The organism is Mesorhizobium sp. WSM4829, from assembly GCF_055811475.1.
The window spans coordinates 64,876-83,515 of sequence record NZ_JBVVQJ010000018.1 but is presented as its reverse complement, the minus strand read 5'-3'; the positions used below and the strand labels follow the sequence as shown (position 1 = coordinate 83,515).

Here is an 18,640-nt window from a genome sequence, read left to right as displayed (position 1 = left end):
CGAAAACGCTGCGTCGAGCCATGTTGGCAAGAAATACGGCACGTTTGCGGCTATGGCTATCGGCGGAGGATAAATCCTCCGTTATCCCGAAATCATCGTCATCCACCCCGCACTAGCCAGACCAGGCCGACACCAACGGCGATTGCAATCAGCCCGGCGACCCGCAGCGTATTTTCCGGCATCGACAGAACTTCGCCGGCAAGTTTCTTGGCGAGGCCGGGAAAGCCGCCATAGACCAGGCCCTCGACACTACAGCGCCGCGCGTCCTTTTGGACGCGCAAAGGACGCTGTAGCACTTTGATTTGGCGCATGATCCTTTCCGAAAATCGATTCCGATTTTCGGGGTCATGCGCGAGAACCAGGCCTATTGCCGCCAGAAAGTCCTGCACCGGCCGTTACTGGCCGGTGCCTGGCTGCGCTGTCGGTGCAGCGGGTGCACGGGGCACAGCTGCTGGCCCAGGCGCTGCCGGTGCAGCCGGCGTGTCCGCGCCGGCGGGATTGCGGAAGAAACGGAAGAAGTCCGAATTCGGCGACAGCACCATCGTCGTCCCGGTACTGTTCAGCGCCGTGCCGTAGGCATTCATCGACCGGTAAAAGTCGAAGAAGGCTGGATCGCGCTGGTAGGCATTCGCGAAGGTGGCGCTGCGTTGAGCTTCACCTTCACCGCGCAGGATTTCAGACTCTCTGCGTGCCTCGGCGACGATCTCCACCACTTCGCGGTCGGCACGCGCCCTGATGCGCTGCGCCGCCTCGTTGCCGCGCGCCCGCAGCCGCTCGGCTTCGGCCAGACGCTCAGCCTTCATGCGGTCATATGTCTGTTGCGAGACTTCCGCCGTCAAATCGGTCCGGCGAATGCGGACATCCTCGATCTGCAGGCCGAGCGACGTGGCGTCGGGCCTCAGCTGATCGCGCACTTCGCGCATCATCACGGCTCGCTCTTCCGAGAGCGCCGCCTCGAAGTCGCGCAGACCGTAGACACGGCGCAAGGCGGCGTCGAGACGCGTCCTCAAGCGTGCCTCGGCCAGCTCGATCTGGCCGGACACCGCGGAGCGAAACACGCGCGGATCCGAGATCCGATAGGCGATGAAGGCGTCGACCTCATAAAACTTGCCGCCCGAAACCTGGACGCGGATGTTGTCGAGGTCGAAGCGCAGCACCCTGTTTTCGATCAACTGCACGCTATCGGCATCGAAGAAGGCGAACGGCGCCTTGAAATAGATGCCCGGCTGGCTCTTGACGTCGACGATCTCGCCGAACCTGAGCACCAGTGCCTGCTGGCGCGCATTGACAACGAAGACCGACGAATAGAGCAGGAACAGGACGACCGCGGCGATGACGGCGATGATGGGAAGACGGTTGGCCATCACTGGTTTCCTCCCAGCACCGGCGCCGGCGCCGGCGCCTTCTGCTGCAATGCCGGCAGCGGCAGATAGGGAACGACCCCTGGTCCGCTGCCTTGCTCGATAATGACCTTGCTGGAATCCTTCAGAACCCTCTCCATCGTTTCCAGATAAAGCCGCTGGCGCGTCACATCCGGCGCCTTGGCGTATTCGTCATAGACCGAGATGAAGCGCTGCGCCTCGCCTTCGGCCTCCTGCACGACCCGGTTCTTGTAGCCGGCCGCCTCCTCGCGGATCTGTGCGGCCTCGCCGCGCGCCTGGCCGAGCTTCTGGTTGGAATACTGGTTGGCCTGCTCGACGAACTTGTCCTCGTCCTGTTCGGCGCGCTGCACCTCGTCAAAGGCGTCGGCCACTTCGCGCGGCGGTGCGGCATCCTCGATCGAAATCGCGTTGACGTTCAGGCCGGCCTTGTAGCCGTCCAGCGTCGTCTGGATGATTTCGCGCACGGACGCTGCAATGCCCTCGCGATCGTCGCGGAAGATGTCCTGCGCCGGCCGCCGGCCGACCGCTTCGCGCATGGCGCTTTCGGCGACCTGGCGCAGCATGCCGTCGGGATCGGACACGTCGAACAGATAGGCCCTCGGATCGGAGACCTGATAGGCCACCGAGAACTGGACGTTGACGATGTTCTGGTCGCCCGAAAGCATCAGCCCTGAACCGTTGCCGGAGGCCGTGCCGCCGCCGATGTTGACGAGTTGTTCGGCAATGACGGCCGTCTCGACCGTCTCGATGGGCCACCAATGGAAATGCAGGCCGGGCTGGGAGAACTCTGCCTTTGGCACGCCGAATCTGAGTTCGACCGCAACCTCGTCGGGCTGCACGGTATAGACCGCCTTGAACGCCCACAGCGCTAAAAGCGCCGCCGCGATCAATCCGAACACGGCTGGGCTGGCGCCAGCGCCACCCGGCAAAGCACGCCGCAACCTGTCCTGGCCGCGCCGGATGATGTCTTCGAGATCGGGAGGCGAGCCCTGCGGACCGCTAGGCCCCTTTGGTCCCTGCCCCCAGGGTCCTGGATTGTTGCCGCCGCCCCATGGGCCGCCGCCGCCACTTTTGTCATTCCAGGGCATAAATGTCCTTTCGCTCCCTCATGCGCCGGCCTGACGACGCAAAATCCGGTGTTGTTCTTCTATAGGGATGCGACGGCGCGCTTTCAACGCGATCGGTCGTCGTCACCGCCCGTTTTGGACCGTCGCGACCCTTTACCGTCTCTCAATGCACGTCGCGGCGTCGCTCGTAAACCGAATAGCGTGTCGCATGACTATCCTTTTCACCGGCCGGAACGTCCTGCGACAGGCCGATGCGCCACAAATCCGGGTCGATCGGCGGGAAATGCGCGTCGCCGTCGACCGCGGCAAGGACATGGGTGACATGCAAGCGGTCGGCCAGCGGCAGCGCCTGGGCATAGATCTCGCCGCCGCCGATGATGCAGATTTCGTCGGCGCCGGCCATGCAGCGCCCGCGCACCTTGGCCAGGCGGATCGCCTCGTCGAGCGAATGCGCGGTTTCGACGCCCTCGGCGCGCCAGGCCGTGTCGCGGGTCACCACGATATTGAGCCTGCCGGGCAGAGGCCGGCCGATGCCTTCATAGGTCTTGCGACCCATGATGACAGGCTTGCCCATCGTGTCGGCCTTGAACCGCTTGAGATCGCTGGAAAGCCGCCACGGCAAACCGCCATCGCGCCCGATCACACCGTTCTCGGCCATGGCGACATAGATCGCGACGTCCATCAGCCGCCGCTCCCGCCATCGCCCGAAGGTGCCAGCAGCAATATGTCGATGTCGTGCTCAGGGTAGAAATTCTCTGCCGTCATCTCGAAACGCGTCGGCCCGACTTTCCTGACGTTTTCGCCACAGAACGAGACCAAGTTCTTCGGATCGCCCTTGTCGACGGTCAGCTTGAACTTGCCGATCGAGCCCGTCGCCCAGTTGCCGCCAGTGGTCAGGACATAGGCGATGCGGTTTTCGAAATATCTCGGAGTGCCGTCGGGATTGCCCTTCGCCGCCTTGCGAATCGCATTCTCGAACGTGCCGTCCATGCAGTAACGGGTCTTGTAGGCGGCGTATTGGCCCTGGAACTGGCCGTCATAGAAGAAGCTGACCGAGGAGGTGCCGCCGACGCTGGGCTTGTAGCGATGGGCGACGCGAACTGCCTTGTTGGCTGGAAAGGTCGAGCGCCACCAATAGGTCGAGCGCAATTGCCAGAACGGCACATGGACGGTTCTCATGCCCGACCCGTCGTCGGCGGTGTCCTCGATGATGAGGCCGCGGTCGACCCAGTCGTCGGCAACCGCTCGCGGCAGCTTCGCCAATGCCGCGCTGGCCGCATCGCCGAACGGGTAGAACGGCACGTTCTGCGACTCGAGATCGGCACTGATGTCGATGCCGAGCGCAAATGCCTTCTGCTCGAGCTGCGGCTTTGCCGCCACGCCGTCTATGGTCACCTCGAAGCCGAGGAAATTGTCGCTCTGGCCGTCGGGAATTGCCGGCATTTCGTTCGGATCGCCTTCGATGTCAGGCATCGGAAAGGCGACGATCGCGTCGACATCCTTGTCTGTGATGTTGCGGAAGACATAATCGACCGTCACCTTTTCCGGTGAGATGTAGAGGTCCTCGCTCTCCATGGCGACCGCGTCGCTGCGCGACAGGATCAGGCCGCCCGTCCCCAATTCGGCGATCGAATCATTGGCGAACACGGGCGTGGCCGAAAGCGCCAGCGCGGCGGTCAGGACATAACGGAACATGGAAGCTCCCTGGGCGAGATGCCGCTATGACTCTATCGCATCGGCCCGAAAATCGGAATCGATTTTCGGAAAGCACGATGCGACGATTAAAGGTGCTAGAGCGTACTTTGCGCGTCCAAGTGGACGCGCGTCGCTCTATCGCATCGGCCCGAAAATCGGAATCGATTTTCGGAAAGCACGATGCGACGATCCAAGGTGCTAGAGCGTACTTTGCGCGTCCAAGTAGACGCGCGCCGCTCTAGCCGTTTCAATGTGGAGTTTCAAAGCCCTTCCGCGCTTGCCCACATGCCATGCCGACCTGCCGGGCCAGTCTGGACAGCGACGTTCCGATCGGGCAGGAGATCGCCCATGCGCAAGCTTCTCGTCATCGGCATCGGCGCCGGCAATCCCGACCACATGACCGTGCAGGCGGTCGACGGCCTGAACCGCGCCGACGCGCTGTTCATTCCCGACAAGGGCGCAAAAAAGAACGATCTCGCAGAGCTGCGCCGCCAGATCTGCGATCGATTCGTCACCAATCCAAACTCGCGCCGGGTCGAATTCGACGTGCCGGTGCGGGCCGAGCCAGCGCCCTCCTATCGCTCGGCCGTCGATGACTGGCACGAGGCGATCGCCGCGATCTATGAAAGCCTGATCCGCGACGAGCTTTCGCAAGATGGCTGCGGTGGGTTCCTGATCTGGGGCGATCCCTCGCTCTACGACAGCGCGCTGCGCATCCTGGAGCGGGTGCGCATGAGAGGCAATGTCGCGTTCGAGCTCGAGGTGATCCCCGGCATCACTGCCGTCCAGGCGCTCGCCGCCAGCCACAAGATGGCGCTGAACCGCATCGGCGATGCGGTTCAGATCACCACCGGCCGCCGGCTCACCGAGGAAGGTTTGCCCGACAATGCCGGCAGCACCGTCGTCATGCTGGACGGAAAATGCGCCTTCAACACGCTGGACGACAATGACCTCCTTATCCACTGGGGCGCTTATCTCGGCACGCCCGACGAGATCCTCATTTCCGGCCGCCTTGGCGACGTCGGCGACGAGATCGTCAGGACCCGCGGCGAGGCGCGTCGGAAAAAAGGCTGGATCATGGACACTTATCTGCTGCGCAAGCCCGGCGAGCCGGAGGAGTAGGCTCCGCCGATACAGGTTCCACCGCCTCACCCGGCATCGATCTCCGCCTGTAATGCTTCCAGATGCGCCGCCGCCGCGGAAGCCGCAGCCCGTTCGATGGCGCGAAAGCGGCTGACCACCGCAAGCCCCGCCGGCGTCAACTGGGCGCCGCCGCCCTTTTTGCCACCGGTCTGCGCCGCGACCAGCGGCTTGCCGAACACCCGGTTCATGTCCTCGACCAGATCCCATGCGTGTTTGTACGACATTTCCATGCCGCGCGCGGCCGCCGAGATCGAGCCGAAAGCGGCGATCTGCTCCAGAAGCTCGATCTTGCCCGGGCCGATGCGCCCTTCTGGATCGAGGTTTATCCGCAAGCTCAGCGACGGCATTCTCTCCTCCGCAGTCCCGCCATCCATCCTAGAAGCTCTCCGGCGCTACCGCTATTCCAAAATGATATAGCGACGATCATCCGCGGGTCATCCATCCGCCTCGACTGGCAGGCCGGCGCTCATGTTCGCCGGGTCGAAGCTAACCGTCTTGACCACCGCGTAGACCTCTCGACCAGGCCGGAGTTTCAGCGTCTGTCGCGATTGCTCGGTGATCCGGGCAAGCACGGTTGCGCCATGGCAGTCGATGCCGATCTCGACTGCGGGACCCTCGCCCGGCGCCATCGTCACGATCGTGCCCTGCAAGATGTTGAGCGCGCTGAGACCCGTCGGCTGTTCGGTGGCGATCATCACATCGCGGGCACGGATGCGAATGCGCATCGGCGCACCGACCGGCACCGCCAGAAGCGGCACGCGGATCTCGCCCGCCACCGAGCCGAGCACGGTCATGCCAAAGACATTGTCGTGGCGCAGCACCGCGGTATCCAGCACGGCGCCGCCCTCGCCGCGCTCCTCCGCCGGCAACAGGTCGAGCCGCTGCATGATCGCCCCGGTCGGGCCGCAAGCAGCGACTTTGCCTTGCGCCAGCACAACGACGTCGCTTGCCAGCCGCGCGACCTCTGAAATCGAATGGCTGACATAGACGATCGGGATTTTCGTCTCGTCGCGCAGCCGCTCGATGTAAGGCAGGATTTCTGCCTTGCGGGCCTCGTCGAGCGAAGCCAGCGGCTCGTCCATCAGCAACAGTTTCGGGCTGGCGAGCAGCGCCCGGCCGATCGCCACGCGCTGTTTCTCGCCGCCGGAAAGCTTTGCCGGCCGCCGGTTGAGCAAAGCACCGATGCCGAGAAGGTCGACCACCGCATTGATGTCCGCATAGCGTTCGGCCGTCGGCGTGAACCAGCGGCCGTAGCGCAGATTGCTGGCCACGCTCATATGCGGAAACAGCCGCGCGTCCTGGAACACCATGCCGACGCGGCGCTTGTGCTTGGGCACGAACCGACCCGCATCCGTATCGACCAGCACGCGGCCGTCGGCCTCGATCCGCCCCTTGTCCGGCCGGATCAGGCCGGCAATCATGTTGATCAGCGTCGTCTTGCCGGAGCCCGAGGGCCCGAACAGCGCGGTCAGCCGCCCGGCGCTCTCGAAGCGGGCGTCGACCTCAAAGTCGCCGAGCCGATGGCTGATGTCGACCACAACCGTCATTCGATGTCCATCCGCCTGCCGACGCGCCGCGCCAGCACCTCCGATGCGACAAGTGCTGCCATCGAGATGACGATCGAGATCAGCGTCAGCCTGAGCGCGCCGGCATCGCCGCCCGGCACCTGCGTGAACGTGTAGATCGCCGACGGCAGCGTCTGCGTCTGGTTGGGGATGTTGGAAACGAAAGTGATCGTTGCGCCGAATTCGCCCATCGCCTTGGCGAAAGACAGGATCGCGCCGGTAATCAGGCCGGGCAGGATCAGCGGCAGCGTGATCGTCCCGAACACCCACAACGGATTGGCGCCAAGCGTCCCGGCCGCCGCCTCGATTCTGCGGTCGACCGCCTCGATCGACAACCGGATCGCCCGCACCATCAGGGGAAAGCCCATGACAGCGCAGGCCAATGCGGCACCCGTCCAGCGAAAGGAGAAGACAATGCCGAGATGCTCGGCCAGAAACGCCCCGACCGGGCCGCGCCTGCCGAAGGAGAGCAGCAGCAGATAGCCGATAACCACCGGCGGCAGGATCAACGGCAGATGCACCAGCCCGTTGAGCAGCGTCTTGCCCCAGAATTGGCCACGGGCAAGCACAAGCGCGATCAATATGCCGGGCGGCAGGCTGGCGACCATCGCCACTGTCGCCACCTTGATCGACAGCCGGACCGCGTTCCATTCGTCGGGAGTGAGGTCCAGCAACCAATCCATCTTTTGGCGTGCCTCAGTTGCTCGGCGTGAGGACCGTAAAACCTTGCGCCTCGAAGAGGTCGCCTGCCTTGGCGGATTGCAGGCACTTTAGGAATGCCGACGCATGGGTGTCCTTCGAATCCGCGATCTGGGCAACCGGGTAGACGATCGGCGGGTACGAATCCTGCGGGAAGGTGCCGATCACTTTGACGCCGGGCTCGGCATGCGCGTCGGTGGCGTAGACGAGGCCGAGCGCTGCCTCACCTGTGGAGACCAGCTTGAGCGCGGCACGCACGTTCTCGGCCTGCGCCAACTTGTCTTCGATCGAGGACCAGACGCCAAGCGATACAAGCGCCGCCTTGCCATATTTGCCGGCCGGCACCGCCTTGAAATCGCCCATGGCAAGCCTGCCGTCACCGATCAGCCCGGCAAGATCAAAACCCTTTTCGATCCTGGTTTCGACCGTCGAATCCTTCGGCGCCACCAGCACGATCTGGTTGCCGAGCAATTTCACCTCGGAACCCGGCTTGATCAGCTTCTTGTCAGTGAGATAGTTCATCCAGTCGCGGTCGGCCGAGATGAAGACATCGGCCGGCGCGCCGCCCTCGATCTGCTTGGCCAATGCGGAGCTTGCCGCATAGGAAATGGTCGCCGCCTCGCCGACATCGGCGGCGCAGGCGATGTTCACTGCATCCAGTGCGTTCTTCATGCTTGCGGCGGCAAAGACGATCAGCCTGTCATCGGCATGGGCAACCGGCATGGCGGCGATCAATATCGCAAGACCGCCAATGGCGGCCGCCTTCAGTCCGAAACCCTTGCGCACCAGCATGAAACTCTCCCGGGGCTTGAAACCGATCGGCGCGACCCTGCCAGTCGATATATCCGCCTGAATATAACAAGAGAAGTTTTTTTGCCAGACTTAGCCTGGATAATGGCCCAGTGAATGGACCCGCCAGTGGTATTGCGTGTAGCCGCCACCACTCACGATAAATAGCGGTCGCCACAGCGCTGCAAGCCAATGGCGTGGGTGAAGGCATCGGACATCATGGTGCACTGAAAGCTGCTCTAGTTTGCGAGAGTCAGGCAGCAAGCCTATGAATTAGGGCGTCCTCAACATAGATGCCATCTATGGTGTTATGTGAGAATCGCACTTCTCCCAGACCATCCACGCGCATAGCGGTGCCTAGGCCGGTTATCAGCCGGTCGTCCGCCGACGTGATCTTCACCTTGCTAAGATCCAAAATCGGCTCATCTGGACGCGCCTTGCGCCAATCCGCAGCGATGGTTGCCGCATCGAGGTATTTCTTCTCAAGGTCCTTTCGCGCACCGCGATAGGCGATGACCATACGCCAATTCTCGACATCGCTGTTGTACAACCAGAGTGCAGCCGCAACCCCAAATTTCTTTTCGTCAAGAGCACGAATCAAATTGATGCCGGCATCGATATCGGCCCTTACCAGCGCTCCTGAAGCCATCTGAATATTCCTTGTTCTTCGTCCACCATAGCATTCCGCATGGCCGTCGCCTCGAATATATCTATCATATCGTAACGCGAGGCCTCATTCCAATCTGAGACCGCCGACCAATGACCGTCAAAGACCGGCGACGCGGCGCGGCTTTCGGCAAGCTCCGCAAACAAACCAGCCAACGCTACGAGCTTATTGAGATCGTGGCTGTAAATGTCTTGGACGAACTTCTTGTCGGGAATCGTATCCGGCCGAAAAACTCGTGAAATTCGCGACTTGATGGCGATCTCCGCGGCATAGCCAAAAAGATAATATGCATTCGAAAAGCGCTCGTTCTGAAACAGAAATTCAGCATCGCGCAGTTTGGCAGTTGCAATCGCCTGGAGCGTCGCTCTTTCCAATGTCACACCGCGATCGGCGCCTTGATGGTCGCATCGGCGAGGTAATTTTCCAGCCGGAAATCTTCGAAGCGGAAGGCAAAAAGGTCCTTCACCTCCGGATTGATCCATAGCGTCGGCAGCGCCTTGGGCGTGCGCTGCAACTGTTCGCGCGCCTGCTCGAAATGGTTTGCATAAAGATGCGCATCGCCCAGCGTATGGACGAAATCGCCGGGCTTCAGCCCCATGACCTGCGCCACCATCATGGTGAGCAGCGCATAGGAAGCGATGTTGAACGGCACGCCGAGAAAAATATCGGCGGAACGCTGGTAGAGCTGGCAGGAGAGCCTGCCTTCCGAGACATAGAACTGGAACAGGCAATGACAGGGCGGCAGCGCCATGGCTTCCACTTCGGCCGGGTTCCACGCCGAAACGATCAGCCGTCTGGAATTAGGATTCTTGCGTATCTCCTTCAAGAGATTGGCAATCTGGTCGATGGCGCCGCCATGGCCGTCCGGCCAGGCGCGCCATTGCTTGCCGTAGACCGGGCCGAGGTCGCCATTCTCGTCGGCCCATTCGTCCCAGATCGAGACGCCGTGGTCGTTGAGATATTTGATATTGGTGTCGCCGGCCAGGAACCACAGAAGTTCATGCACGATCGACTTCAGGTGAAGCTTCTTGGTGGTGGTGACCGGAAAGCCGCGCGCGAGGTCGAAGCGCATCTGGTAGCCGAACACCGAGCGCGTTCCGGTGCCGGTGCGGTCACCGCGATCGGCGCCGTTTTCCAGCACGTGCTTCAAGAGGTCGAGATATTGGCGCATCGGCGATTCGGGGGCTCGATTCGGGTTAGGCAATCATAACCGACTGGCTGCCGGCCGAATATGTCAAAACGGCACCAGAGTCGCTTTCTCTTACCGGTCGTTTGCGCCGCCCCTCATTGCCCTGCCGGGCATTTCTCCCCGTATAGTGACGGGGAGAAAGAGCTGCCCGCGTCAGCATCCGCAAATTGACATGCGATCCTCAGAGGCTGGCGAGCTTGCCCAACTCCTTGGCGACCAGGTAATAAAAGGTCACCCGGCTCTTGGTGTTATCGGCCTCCATCGCCTTGCAGGTCTTTTCGATGGCCGCGTCCGCCTTGCTACCGTCGTCGACGCCGAGCTTTTTGGCAACCCAGCTGGCCTTGACGCGACCGAGTTCGTCGGGATCCGTGCAGGAGACCAGCGAGGAATCCCGATTCCTGAGCGCAATGCCCAAATGCTTCACGACCTTGGCGACCGCGTCGGCATCCGCCGCGGCGTCGTACTTCTTCACGTCTGCGAGATAATCGGCCATCGAATTTTCCCCTCGTCGGCGCCACGGGATCCAGTCGATGAGGGTTGTGGCGCGCTGCCGCAAAATGTGCGCTAGTCGGTAACTCCTCACCGCCGCAAAGCTTCGGTTGAGAGCGTTGACAAGTCAAGCCTTTGGCGATGCTGTTTGAGACAGCGGACAAAGCATCATTGAGGCCTTTCATTTTTCACGATCGGTCCCTATATCTGTTTCGTCGGCTCGACCGACTATGGCGATAAACAGGCGATGAAATAAGCCGTTCGGACCCGGGGGCGGTACCCGGCGCCTCCACCAAAAACCGCTCTGCGAAGAGCGGCTTTTGCTGGGGGCGAAATAGGATCGACGAAGGTGTAAAGATCGTACTTTTGCCCGGCATTGTACCACCGTTATCGGGCTGAACTTATAGTTGCCAACGACAACTATGCGGAAGCACGTCTCGCCGCGTAAGCGGTGCGATAGCTTCAAATCAAGCCCTAGTGGTTCGCACTTCTAGGCGGGGTTCGGAGGTACCTGGCAACAGAAACCTCCACTTCTCCTGCTTCGATTCCAACTTTCCCTCCGATCCCCATCTCACCTCGATACTGTGACGGCAGCAGGCTTGCTGGCCGCGCGGCCGCGCCCAGAGGTGAAAAAGGCCGGGACTGACCCGGCCTTTTCATTGCTCTCACTGGAAAGCATCTATTCTGCCGGCGCTTCGACAACTTGCCGTCCGCGGCCGAGCGTCACCTTGGCCAGCGTGAACGAGATCACCGCGCAAAGCATGATGCCGGCCACCATAGGCAGCGGCGTGCCGTCGAAGAACACCCCGGCGATGCCCATGGCGACCGCGCCGATGGCGAAGTGCAGGGTGCCCATCAGCGCCGAGGCCGTGCCGGCGATCGCGCCATGCTCCTCCATGGCCAGCACCGAAGTCGCAGGGATCACCAGGCCGAGGAACCCGTAGCCGACGAACAGCAGCGCCGCCATGACGTCGAGCCGGTCGACGCCGGACGCCATCACCGCGAACAGCACGACCATCGTCGTCGCATAGCCGACCACCGCGACCCGCACCACCCGCCTCAGCCCGAACCTTTCGGACAGCGTTCCTGTCAATTGCGACATGCCGATGAAGGCGACCGCGTTGATCGAGAAGAACACGCTGTAGACCGACGGCGACAGCCCGTAGTGTTCTATCAGGATGAAGGAGGAACTCGACAGATAGACGAAGAAGCTCGCCAGCCCGAAGCCGCCGATGGCCGCCAGGCCAAGGAAGTTGCGGTCGCCCATCAGGAAGCGGTAGGCCGATAGCGCGGTGCCGAACGAACTGCCTGCACGCGCCTCGACCGGCCGCGTCTCCTTCAGCGAGGTCGCCAGCAGGATGGTGGCGAGCACCGCCCCACCCGTTACCGTCCAGAACACGGCACGCCAGCCGAAATTCTCGATAATGACGCTGCCGGTCAGCGGCGCCAGGATCGGCGACACCGAAAACACCAGCATCAGGAGCGACATCAGCTTGGCAGCTTCGGTGCCGGTGTGCAGGTCACGCACGATGGCGCGCGGCACCGCCATGCCTGCACTGGCGCCGAGCCCTTGCAGGAAACGGAAGGCGATCAGCCATTCGACCGAGGGCGCCAGCGCCGAGCCGATGCCGCCGACCATGAACAGGGCGAGGCCGCCATAGAGCGGCAGCTTGCGCCCGACCATGTCGGAGATCGGTCCGACGACGATCTGGCCAAAACCCATGGACAGAAAGAAGATCAGCAAGCTCATCTGCACGGCTGCGGTGCTGGCCTGCAGATCTGCGCCGATCGAAGGCAGCGCCGGAAGATACATGTCGATGGCGAACGGACCGATGGCCGACAACAGGCCGAGCACAACCGCGATGCGGAGGAATTGGGGATTCATGATAGCGGGCTTCTTTCAATCTGGTTTGCCGACCGGCGTGTAATCCTGGGACGTCCCATCCCGTGGAATTCCTGCAGGGGAAATCCCCTAAATCTAAGTCCATAAATTTAGACACTCTTGTCTAATTCGTCAATCACCTCTATATAGTTTTCATGAAGCACGACGTTTCTCCTGACAGCATCCCGCCACGCGGCCATGAGGCAAAGCGCGCCTCGATCATGGACGCTGCCGGCGAGGTGTTCTGCCGTGAAAGCTTCGCCGGCGCCAATATCGACATGATTGCCGCCGAGGCCGGCGTTTCGCGCCAGACGATCTACAACCACCATGGCGACAAGGAGAAACTCTTCGTCGCCATCGTCCGCGACCTCACCGAGCGCTGCAATGCCGGTATCTTCGCCACCATTTCAACCTTTCCCGACCAGCCGAAGGATCTCGAGGCCGATCTGATCGCCTTCGCCGTGCGCATGACCCGCAACTGTATCTGCAGCCGCGACGGAAAGTTCCTGCGCAAGCTGATCCAGACCGAGGGCGAGCGCTATCCCGAGCTGTTTGCCGAATGGCGCGAACTGGGACCGGGCAGGACATGGCCGGCGATCGCCGCCCGTTTCGCCCGCCTCGCCCATGCCGGTTTCCTCGACATCGAGGACCCCGATGTCGCGGCGCGCCAGTTCCAGGCCCTCGCCAATGCCGATTTGCAGACGACCTTCATGCTCGGCGGCACGCCGACCGATGATGAAGTGCTGCAATCCGCGACACATGGCGTGCGCACCTTCCTGCGCGCCTTCGCCAAGCGGCAGCCGGCGGCCGATGCGCAAAAGCGCAGCGCGCTCGCTGGCGCCTGAGCGATCAAATCTGAGGCATGTCCTCTCGCATCTGTGCTGCCGGCATCTATATCCGGTTTACGCCGCGCTCAAGCTTGATTACAGCTATGCGGACGATTCAACGGAACCCGACAGCGACATGGCCGACGACCACATTCGCTACGACATTCTGGCCCAGGAGGCACTGCGCGGCGTCATGCGCAAGGTCCTGGCCGAAGTCGCGCGCACCGGCCTCCCCGGCAACCATCATTTCTTCATCACTTTCCTGACCGGCGCCCCCGGCGTGCGCGTGTCTTCCCGCTTGCGCGAGCGCTATCCTGAACAGATGACCATCGTCATCCAGTTCCAGTATTGGGACCTGAAGGTGACCGACACCGGCTTCGAGGTCGGGCTGTCTTTCTCCGACGTGCCGGAAAAGCTGGAAATCCCGTTCTCGGCCGTGCGCGGCTTTTACGACCCTTCCGTCAATTTCGAGCTCGAATTCGACGTGAAGACGGAGACCTCGGCAGAAGGGGAATTGGCCGGCAAGCCCGCTTCCGAACCGCTGGCCGTTGTCGCCGAGAAAAAGCCCGAGAAGAAGAAGACAGCTGAGGCCGAAAAGAAGCCTGCCGCAGCCGACGCCGCCGCCAAGGGCGCCGAAGTGGTGTCGCTCGACGCCTTCCGCAAGAAGTGATCCGACGGGCCGCGCGACATGGCCGACATCGTCAACCTCCGCCAGGCCCGCAAGCAGAAGGCACGAGCCGAGCAGGAGCGCCTGGCCGAACAGAACCGGACGCTGCACGGCCGCTCCAAGGCCGACCGGGAGCGTGACCGTTCGATCGCCGACAAGGCAGAAAAAATTGTCGCCGGCCATCGCCGCGAAACCTCGGGCGATGCGGATTGCCCTGAAGTCACACCGAAACATGCGGCGGGGTTTTCGGATAAGTCCGATGCTTGAAGTGAAATGAGTCAGGTCCGGTGAGCCCGGTCGAGAAACGCTCGGTGACCATTCGCGGCCATCGCACCAGCTATTCGCTCGAAAAGCCGTTTTTCGACGATCTCGTCGCCATCGCCGCCGCGCGCAAACTGACTCTCGCCGCCCTCGTCGCCGAAATCGATGAGGCCCGGCCGCGCGATGCCAACCTGTCCTCGGCGCTCAGGCTCTACGTCCTGGATTGGGCGAAGCGAGGGAAGGGATGAAACCGGTCTAGCCCGGATGTCTAGGCGAGCTATCCGCCGCCCAGCGACTTCAGCAGCTTGTCGATCGACGAAGGTTCAAGCGTGGGTTTTGGCGCGGATCCTGCTGGCGGCGGGTTGTCATTGGCCGGCGGCTGGCGCGCCCGCTCGATTTTCTGCGCCTGCTCGGCGGCGGCCCTGCGCTCGGCGTCGAGCCTTGCCTTTTGTTCCGCAGCGATCCGCCTCGCCTCTTCCGTCCGCCTTGCCTCTTCCGCTTTCCGGCGTCGCTGTTCTTCGGCCTTCGCTGCCTCGTCGGCCGCTTGCTGCGCCGCCCTGGCTCTCGCTTCGGCATCCGCCTTAGCCTTGGCCTCGGCTTCAGCCTTGGCTTTAACCTCCTCTTCAGCCTTCGCCTGCGCCTCGGCTTTGGCTTTAGCCTCGGCTTCAGCCCTCGCCTGCGCATCAGCCTTGGCTTTCGCCTCCGCATCGGCTTGAGCTCTTGCCTCGGCTTCGGCTTTCGCCCTGGCATCCGCCTCGGCTTTCAGCCGCGCCGCCTCCTGCTGCCTGCGCAATTCTTCGGCTGCCCTGTCGCGCTCGGCTTGCAGGGCCGCGTAGTAACGCACCTCGCGCCGCAACCGCTGTTTTTCAAGCAGCGCCGCCTGCATCGCCTCGACCCGCTGCTGCTCCTTTTCCAGCGCGCGCTGGGTCAGGAACTGCGCCAGCGGCTCACTGTCGAATCGCCGCTTCGCGGCGCCGAACGGCCCGTCGACGCTGAAATTCACGGTCGGATCGGAGCCGACCAGCGCTTCGTCGCCCGGCCGATAAGTGATCGAACCAATGGCAGCGACCATGCTGGTCTTCAGGTCCGCCGTGATGTCGGCCGACAGCGTCGCCGCCGGATTTTCAAGATTGACCGGCGGTGCCCTCAGCGTGCCACCGGCGATTGTGAAGGCGATGTCGGCATCCCCAGCCGGAAAACTGCCGTCCGCGGCGATCTGCGGCGCGAAGCCGGCGGTCTTGGCCGCATCGATATCGCGCCCAATGGCGTCGGCCTTGGCGATGAAGGCGCCAAAGGCGGCGGGATTGACGCCGGCAATGGTCAAGCCTTTCAGCGCCGCCGTGCCGGAACCGGACAACGCCGCAACCATCGCATCGACCGATTTGCCACTGGTCGAGAGCGCCGCCGAGAAATCGCCGGTTCCGCTGATGCCAGTCTCGGGCAGCACTGTGGCCAGATCGGCGCCGGCAAGTTTCAGCTGGCCGGAGAAAAACCCGGTGCCGTCATTGTTCTTCAGCTCGAACAGTCCGGAAAGCGCGCCGCCGGCGAACTTTGCCTTGAGGTCCGAAACGCGGATGCCTTCGTGGTCGAGCTTCAGCGAAAGCGCCGCGTCATAGGCCGTGGCCAACGGGCCGGCGACCAGCGACGCCGTGGTCAGGTCAAGTTCAGCGGTGAACGGCAGGATGGCTTTCTGGCTGAATGGGGCGGCCGGCCAAGCCTTGCCGGAGCCCAGAAAGGCCTGGTCGCCAAACAGTGCCACCGCCATCGGGTCGAGATCCAGATCATCGAGCGCCAGCGCGCCGGCAAGATGCGGCAGCCCGTCGGTGACGCCGACATTGAGGTCGCCGGAAACCGCAGCCTCGTTGATGGCGCCGCTGAGGCTGGACAGCACCAGACGGCCGTTGCCGAAGTCGGCGTCGGCCGCAAGCCAAGTCGACATGCCTGTCCCCAGGCCCGGCAGTCCGACGCCTGTCGTCATCAGCCACGGCTCGATGTCGGCGGCTTCCAGGCTGATCTTGCCCTTGGCGGTGGCGCCTTGTGGCGCGCTGGCGATCGTCCCGTCGAAACCGGCTTTGAAATCGTCGCCGGTCAGGTTGAAGCTCGTCGCCATGCCGCCGCCAAGCGTGCCTTTCGCCGAAACATCAGTGGTCGCCTCGCCAAGCATGCCGAGCGGCAGCGCCGGCAGGCCGTAAAGCGCCAGAAGCGCGGTGGCGTCGGTATTCCTGGCGTTGAAGGTCACCGACACCGGCGCCTCGAGAAGCCGATCGGCCAGTCCTTTGCCGGACAGCGATGCTGAAAACGCCGAACCGCCTGCCCTGCCTTGCGCGCTGACCGCCAGTCCCGTCGTGCCGTCGCCATTGGCGGCGGCACTTGTCACCAGATCGATGCGCGCATTCTGCAACAGTTCGGGATAGGCGGCGACACGGTCCGCCAGCCCTTTCAGCACGGCATTGTCGGGATAGTGCTTCGCCGCGACATCGACCAACGGCTTGAGATCGACGGCGACCACCGAGGCATCGAGCTTGCCGGTCGGGCTCGCTGGGAAATCCTTGATCCGGCCGGTGGCGCTGATCGAGGCGCCGGCAAGTCCGCCGACCGAGAGCCGGTCGATTTCAAGCAGCCCGTCGCGCAGCCTGAGCCCCGTATCGACCGTATCGGCGGTCAGTCCGCCGGCGCTGACCGGCCCGGCCTTGATCTGGAAATCGAGGTCGCGGTCGGAAAATCGGTTGGCGCCCTTGTCGCTGATGAAGATCGAGGCGAAGGCGGCGAGCCCGTCGACGTCGAGCTCGCCGCCGTCGAGCCGCATCAGCACCGACGGCCTGGCGTCTTCGCCCTGGCTGGAATCGATGCGGCCGGAAAATTTCGCCTTGCCGAGAACGAGTTCGAGGTCGCTGAAGGCCTGGCGGTTCCCGGACAGGTCGACCTTGGCCTTGAAGCCGGCGGCCGGAAGCCGGCGGATCGCCTCGTCGACATCCTTCGACAGCCAGGCGGCGAAGCCGGAAGGCTGCCCCACGGCCAGAAGCAGCGAACCGCTGAAGCCGAACTGATCCTCGAGACTGAGCATGCCGTTTGCTTCCAGCCTGGCGCGGCCCGGGAGCGTCGCGCCCAGCGACTTCACCGACCAGCCGGCATCGGCCGGCTCGGCCGAAAGGCGCACGTCACGAACCGTCGTGTCGCCGGCCACCACCGCCGGCAGCTTCACCTCGACGGTGCCCGGTATGGTCGGCTTGGGCAGGGCGAGCAGCGCCTGCTCCAACGCCGCGACGCGCTCCGACAGCGTCAGTCCGGTCGCGGCGCCGACGGCTTCATCGAACTGCACCTGAGCGCCATCGGCCTCGATTGAAAAGCGAGGGTTCGGCCCAAGGTCGACGGCAGCCTTGCCGTCGGCGGTGTAGGGATTGTCGAGTGGCCCGGTCTCGAAACGGAATTCGTCGACGCCAAGCTTCCGGTGGTCGAGCGAGAACTTGCCGTTCAGCCTGAACCCCGGTTCCGGCTTGCCGGCGCTGGCCTTCTCACCGTCGGTGCCGTCAAGCTGTGGCAAACGCTTGTCGGCGCCATTCCTGTCAGAGCTTGTGACCCTGAACTGGCCCGAATACATCGCGGCCCCGTCGACAATGCCGGCATTGCCATCCGCTTCGATGACCAGCGGATAGGCGTCTGGGTCGGCCTTGAGCCTGAGCCGCAATTGTCCGTCGCCACTGGCCTTGCCGGTGGAGACGACGACCGTGCTGCGCAGGCCGTCGAGCCGCAGCGAACCATCCATCCGCCAGGGTCCGGCCAGCGATCTGGCAGAGATTGTCGAATTGATCTCGGAAAGACGATGGCTGCGGCCGCCGGCGGCATGGCGCAGCGCGATCTCTCCGTCGGTCACCGTCAGCTTCTCGATCGAGATCTGGCTGGGATCGTAGGGTGAGGACGGGCGTATCGCCCAGTCGACCGTGCCGTCGGCGGCAATGTCGATCGTCGCCTTCGGCCGCACCAGCCGCATGTCGAAGATCAGCACCTCGCCGCTCAGGAAGGGCGCCAGTTCGGCATCCATCGAAAAGGTCTCGACGGTCATTGCCGGCCGGCCGCCGGGGCCGCCCGCGACAGTGACATTCGAGAAGGTCACCGAGGGAAACGGCAGCAATTTCGCCGTTGCATCGCCCTGAACGGTGACCTTGCGGCCCAGAATGGCGCTCGCCTCGCGCTCGAAATCGGCCCGGTAGCCCGTCCAGTCGATAAAATACGGCACCACCAGCGCCGCACACAGCACCAGCACGAAAAAGCCACCGAAGATCACGAACAAGCGTGCGAGCATCAACCCCCAAGCAGTTGA

20 protein-coding genes and 1 other RNA gene are annotated in these 18,640 nt (G+C 63.1%); 6 read left to right on the top strand and 15 right to left on the bottom strand.

The window, feature by feature from the left end; translation table 11 throughout:
* Positions 1-98: 98 nt before the first annotated feature.
* The 5 genes from AC0L17_RS18560 to AC0L17_RS18540 form a co-directional block, all read right to left on the bottom strand.
* A complete protein-coding gene (locus AC0L17_RS18560) occupies positions 99-311 on the bottom strand; it encodes a DUF2065 domain-containing protein (protein WP_287056277.1) in 213 nt (70 codons plus the stop codon).
* Between the two features lie 84 nt (positions 312-395).
* Positions 396-1,364: a protease modulator HflC gene (gene hflC / locus AC0L17_RS18555; RefSeq protein WP_473509064.1), complete on the bottom strand. Its 969-nt coding sequence runs from the start codon at positions 1,362-1,364 to the stop codon at positions 396-398.
* Positions 1,364-2,470: an FtsH protease activity modulator HflK gene (gene hflK / locus AC0L17_RS18550; RefSeq protein WP_473491179.1), complete on the bottom strand. Its 1,107-nt coding sequence runs from the start codon at positions 2,468-2,470 to the stop codon at positions 1,364-1,366. Before hflK ends, hflC begins: the two co-directional genes overlap by 1 nt.
* 142 nt (positions 2,471-2,612) lie before the next feature.
* A complete protein-coding gene (locus AC0L17_RS18545; protein ID WP_473516895.1) occupies positions 2,613-3,131 on the bottom strand; it encodes a dihydrofolate reductase in 519 nt (172 codons plus the stop codon).
* Complete coding sequence (locus tag AC0L17_RS18540; protein WP_473516894.1) at positions 3,131-4,144, bottom strand: DUF4424 domain-containing protein; 1,014 nt, start codon at positions 4,142-4,144, stop codon at positions 3,131-3,133. The genes AC0L17_RS18545 and AC0L17_RS18540 overlap by 1 nt, the downstream gene beginning before the upstream one ends.
* A 348-nt stretch (positions 4,145-4,492) precedes the next feature.
* Between AC0L17_RS18540 and cobF the strand changes: the two genes are divergently transcribed.
* Entirely contained in the window at positions 4,493-5,266 is a 774-nt protein-coding gene (cobF, locus tag AC0L17_RS18535; protein WP_473516893.1) for a precorrin-6A synthase (deacetylating), read from the top strand.
* Between the two features lie 26 nt (positions 5,267-5,292).
* On the opposite strand, the gene AC0L17_RS18530 is transcribed toward cobF, so the two are convergent.
* The 8 genes from AC0L17_RS18530 to AC0L17_RS18495 form a co-directional block, all read right to left on the bottom strand.
* Positions 5,293-5,634, bottom strand: coding sequence for a winged helix-turn-helix domain-containing protein (locus AC0L17_RS18530; protein WP_023798788.1), 342 nt, complete (start codon positions 5,632-5,634; stop codon positions 5,293-5,295).
* 87 nt (positions 5,635-5,721) lie between these two features.
* Positions 5,722-6,834, bottom strand: a complete 1,113-nt coding sequence (gene modC, locus AC0L17_RS18525) for a molybdenum ABC transporter ATP-binding protein (protein WP_473516892.1) — start codon at positions 6,832-6,834, stop codon at positions 5,722-5,724.
* Positions 6,831-7,535, bottom strand: coding sequence for a molybdate ABC transporter permease subunit (modB, locus tag AC0L17_RS18520; RefSeq protein WP_473516891.1), 705 nt, complete (start codon positions 7,533-7,535; stop codon positions 6,831-6,833). The genes modC and modB overlap by 4 nt, the downstream gene beginning before the upstream one ends.
* 13 nt (positions 7,536-7,548) lie before the next feature.
* The gene (gene modA / locus AC0L17_RS18515) at positions 7,549-8,343 is read right to left on the bottom strand and encodes a molybdate ABC transporter substrate-binding protein (protein ID WP_473516890.1); all 795 of its coding nucleotides are present in this window, start codon (positions 8,341-8,343) and stop codon (positions 7,549-7,551) included.
* A gap of 250 nt (positions 8,344-8,593) precedes the next feature.
* Positions 8,594-8,989, bottom strand: coding sequence for a hypothetical protein (locus AC0L17_RS18510; protein ID WP_473516889.1), 396 nt, complete (start codon positions 8,987-8,989; stop codon positions 8,594-8,596).
* Positions 8,968-9,381 (bottom strand): hypothetical protein, encoded by a 414-nt coding sequence (locus AC0L17_RS18505; protein WP_473516888.1) that lies wholly within the window; start codon positions 9,379-9,381, stop codon positions 8,968-8,970. Before AC0L17_RS18505 ends, AC0L17_RS18510 begins: the two co-directional genes overlap by 22 nt.
* A gap of 2 nt (positions 9,382-9,383) precedes the next feature.
* Entirely contained in the window at positions 9,384-10,178 is a 795-nt protein-coding gene (locus AC0L17_RS18500) for a thymidylate synthase (RefSeq protein ID WP_473516887.1), read from the bottom strand.
* A gap of 199 nt (positions 10,179-10,377) precedes the next feature.
* Entirely contained in the window at positions 10,378-10,689 is a 312-nt protein-coding gene (locus tag AC0L17_RS18495) for a DUF2853 family protein (RefSeq protein ID WP_287071461.1), read from the bottom strand.
* A gap of 171 nt (positions 10,690-10,860) precedes the next feature.
* On the opposite strand from AC0L17_RS18495, the gene ssrA reads away from it, so the two are divergent.
* Positions 10,861-11,217: a transfer-messenger RNA gene (gene ssrA, locus AC0L17_RS18490) on the top strand.
* A 147-nt stretch (positions 11,218-11,364) separates the two neighbouring features.
* Here the strand turns inward: ssrA and AC0L17_RS18485 are convergent.
* Positions 11,365-12,570, bottom strand: a complete 1,206-nt coding sequence (locus AC0L17_RS18485; RefSeq protein ID WP_473516886.1) for a multidrug effflux MFS transporter — start codon at positions 12,568-12,570, stop codon at positions 11,365-11,367.
* Positions 12,571-12,722: 152 nt separating this feature from the next.
* Between AC0L17_RS18485 and AC0L17_RS18480 the strand changes: the two genes are divergently transcribed.
* The 4 genes from AC0L17_RS18480 to AC0L17_RS18465 all read left to right on the top strand — a co-directional run bounded on the left by AC0L17_RS18480 (position 12,723) and on the right by AC0L17_RS18465 (position 14,570).
* The gene (locus tag AC0L17_RS18480; protein ID WP_473516885.1) at positions 12,723-13,412 is read left to right on the top strand and encodes a TetR/AcrR family transcriptional regulator; all 690 of its coding nucleotides are present in this window, start codon (positions 12,723-12,725) and stop codon (positions 13,410-13,412) included.
* Between the two features lie 118 nt (positions 13,413-13,530).
* Positions 13,531-14,064, top strand: coding sequence for an SspB family protein (locus AC0L17_RS18475; protein WP_027153748.1), 534 nt, complete (start codon positions 13,531-13,533; stop codon positions 14,062-14,064).
* Between the two features lie 18 nt (positions 14,065-14,082).
* Positions 14,083-14,328, top strand: a complete 246-nt coding sequence (locus AC0L17_RS18470) for a DUF4169 family protein (RefSeq protein ID WP_473516884.1) — start codon at positions 14,083-14,085, stop codon at positions 14,326-14,328.
* Positions 14,329-14,348: 20 nt separating this feature from the next.
* A complete protein-coding gene (locus AC0L17_RS18465; RefSeq protein WP_473516883.1) occupies positions 14,349-14,570 on the top strand; it encodes a ribbon-helix-helix domain-containing protein in 222 nt (73 codons plus the stop codon).
* 29 nt (positions 14,571-14,599) lie between these two features.
* Here the strand turns inward: AC0L17_RS18465 and AC0L17_RS18460 are convergent, their stop codons facing one another.
* On the bottom strand, positions 14,600-18,622 hold the full coding sequence (locus AC0L17_RS18460; protein ID WP_473516882.1) for an AsmA family protein: 4,023 nt from the start codon (positions 18,620-18,622) through the stop codon (positions 14,600-14,602).
* Between the last annotated feature and the right edge of the window lie 18 nt (positions 18,623-18,640).

Excerpts from the sequence above, each read along its gene's own strand:
- AC0L17_RS18560 (WP_287056277.1), bottom strand. The coding sequence starts at position 311 with ATGCGCCAAATCAAAGTGCTACAGCGTCCTTTGCGCGTCCAAAAGGAC.
- hflC (WP_473509064.1), bottom strand. The coding sequence starts at position 1,364 with ATGGCCAACCGTCTTCCCATCATCGCCGTCATCGCCGCGGTCGTCCTG.
- hflK (WP_473491179.1), bottom strand. The coding sequence starts at position 2,470 with ATGCCCTGGAATGACAAAAGTGGCGGCGGCGGCCCATGGGGCGGCGGC.
- AC0L17_RS18545 (WP_473516895.1), bottom strand. The coding sequence starts at position 3,131 with ATGGACGTCGCGATCTATGTCGCCATGGCCGAGAACGGTGTGATCGGG.
- AC0L17_RS18540 (WP_473516894.1), bottom strand. The coding sequence starts at position 4,144 with ATGTTCCGTTATGTCCTGACCGCCGCGCTGGCGCTTTCGGCCACGCCC.
- cobF (WP_473516893.1), top strand. The coding sequence starts at position 4,493 with ATGCGCAAGCTTCTCGTCATCGGCATCGGCGCCGGCAATCCCGACCAC.
- AC0L17_RS18530 (WP_023798788.1), bottom strand. The coding sequence starts at position 5,634 with ATGCCGTCGCTGAGCTTGCGGATAAACCTCGATCCAGAAGGGCGCATC.
- modC (WP_473516892.1), bottom strand. The coding sequence starts at position 6,834 with ATGACGGTTGTGGTCGACATCAGCCATCGGCTCGGCGACTTTGAGGTC.
- modB (WP_473516891.1), bottom strand. The coding sequence starts at position 7,535 with ATGGATTGGTTGCTGGACCTCACTCCCGACGAATGGAACGCGGTCCGG.
- modA (WP_473516890.1), bottom strand. The coding sequence starts at position 8,343 with ATGCTGGTGCGCAAGGGTTTCGGACTGAAGGCGGCCGCCATTGGCGGT.
- AC0L17_RS18510 (WP_473516889.1), bottom strand. The coding sequence starts at position 8,989 with ATGGCTTCAGGAGCGCTGGTAAGGGCCGATATCGATGCCGGCATCAAT.
- AC0L17_RS18500 (WP_473516887.1), bottom strand. The coding sequence starts at position 10,178 with ATGCGCCAATATCTCGACCTCTTGAAGCACGTGCTGGAAAACGGCGCC.
- AC0L17_RS18495 (WP_287071461.1), bottom strand. The coding sequence starts at position 10,689 with ATGGCCGATTATCTCGCAGACGTGAAGAAGTACGACGCCGCGGCGGAT.
- AC0L17_RS18485 (WP_473516886.1), bottom strand. The coding sequence starts at position 12,570 with ATGAATCCCCAATTCCTCCGCATCGCGGTTGTGCTCGGCCTGTTGTCG.
- AC0L17_RS18480 (WP_473516885.1), top strand. The coding sequence starts at position 12,723 with ATGAAGCACGACGTTTCTCCTGACAGCATCCCGCCACGCGGCCATGAG.
- AC0L17_RS18475 (WP_027153748.1), top strand. The coding sequence starts at position 13,531 with ATGGCCGACGACCACATTCGCTACGACATTCTGGCCCAGGAGGCACTG.
- AC0L17_RS18470 (WP_473516884.1), top strand. The coding sequence starts at position 14,083 with ATGGCCGACATCGTCAACCTCCGCCAGGCCCGCAAGCAGAAGGCACGA.
- AC0L17_RS18460 (WP_473516882.1), bottom strand. The coding sequence starts at position 18,622 with ATGCTCGCACGCTTGTTCGTGATCTTCGGTGGCTTTTTCGTGCTGGTG.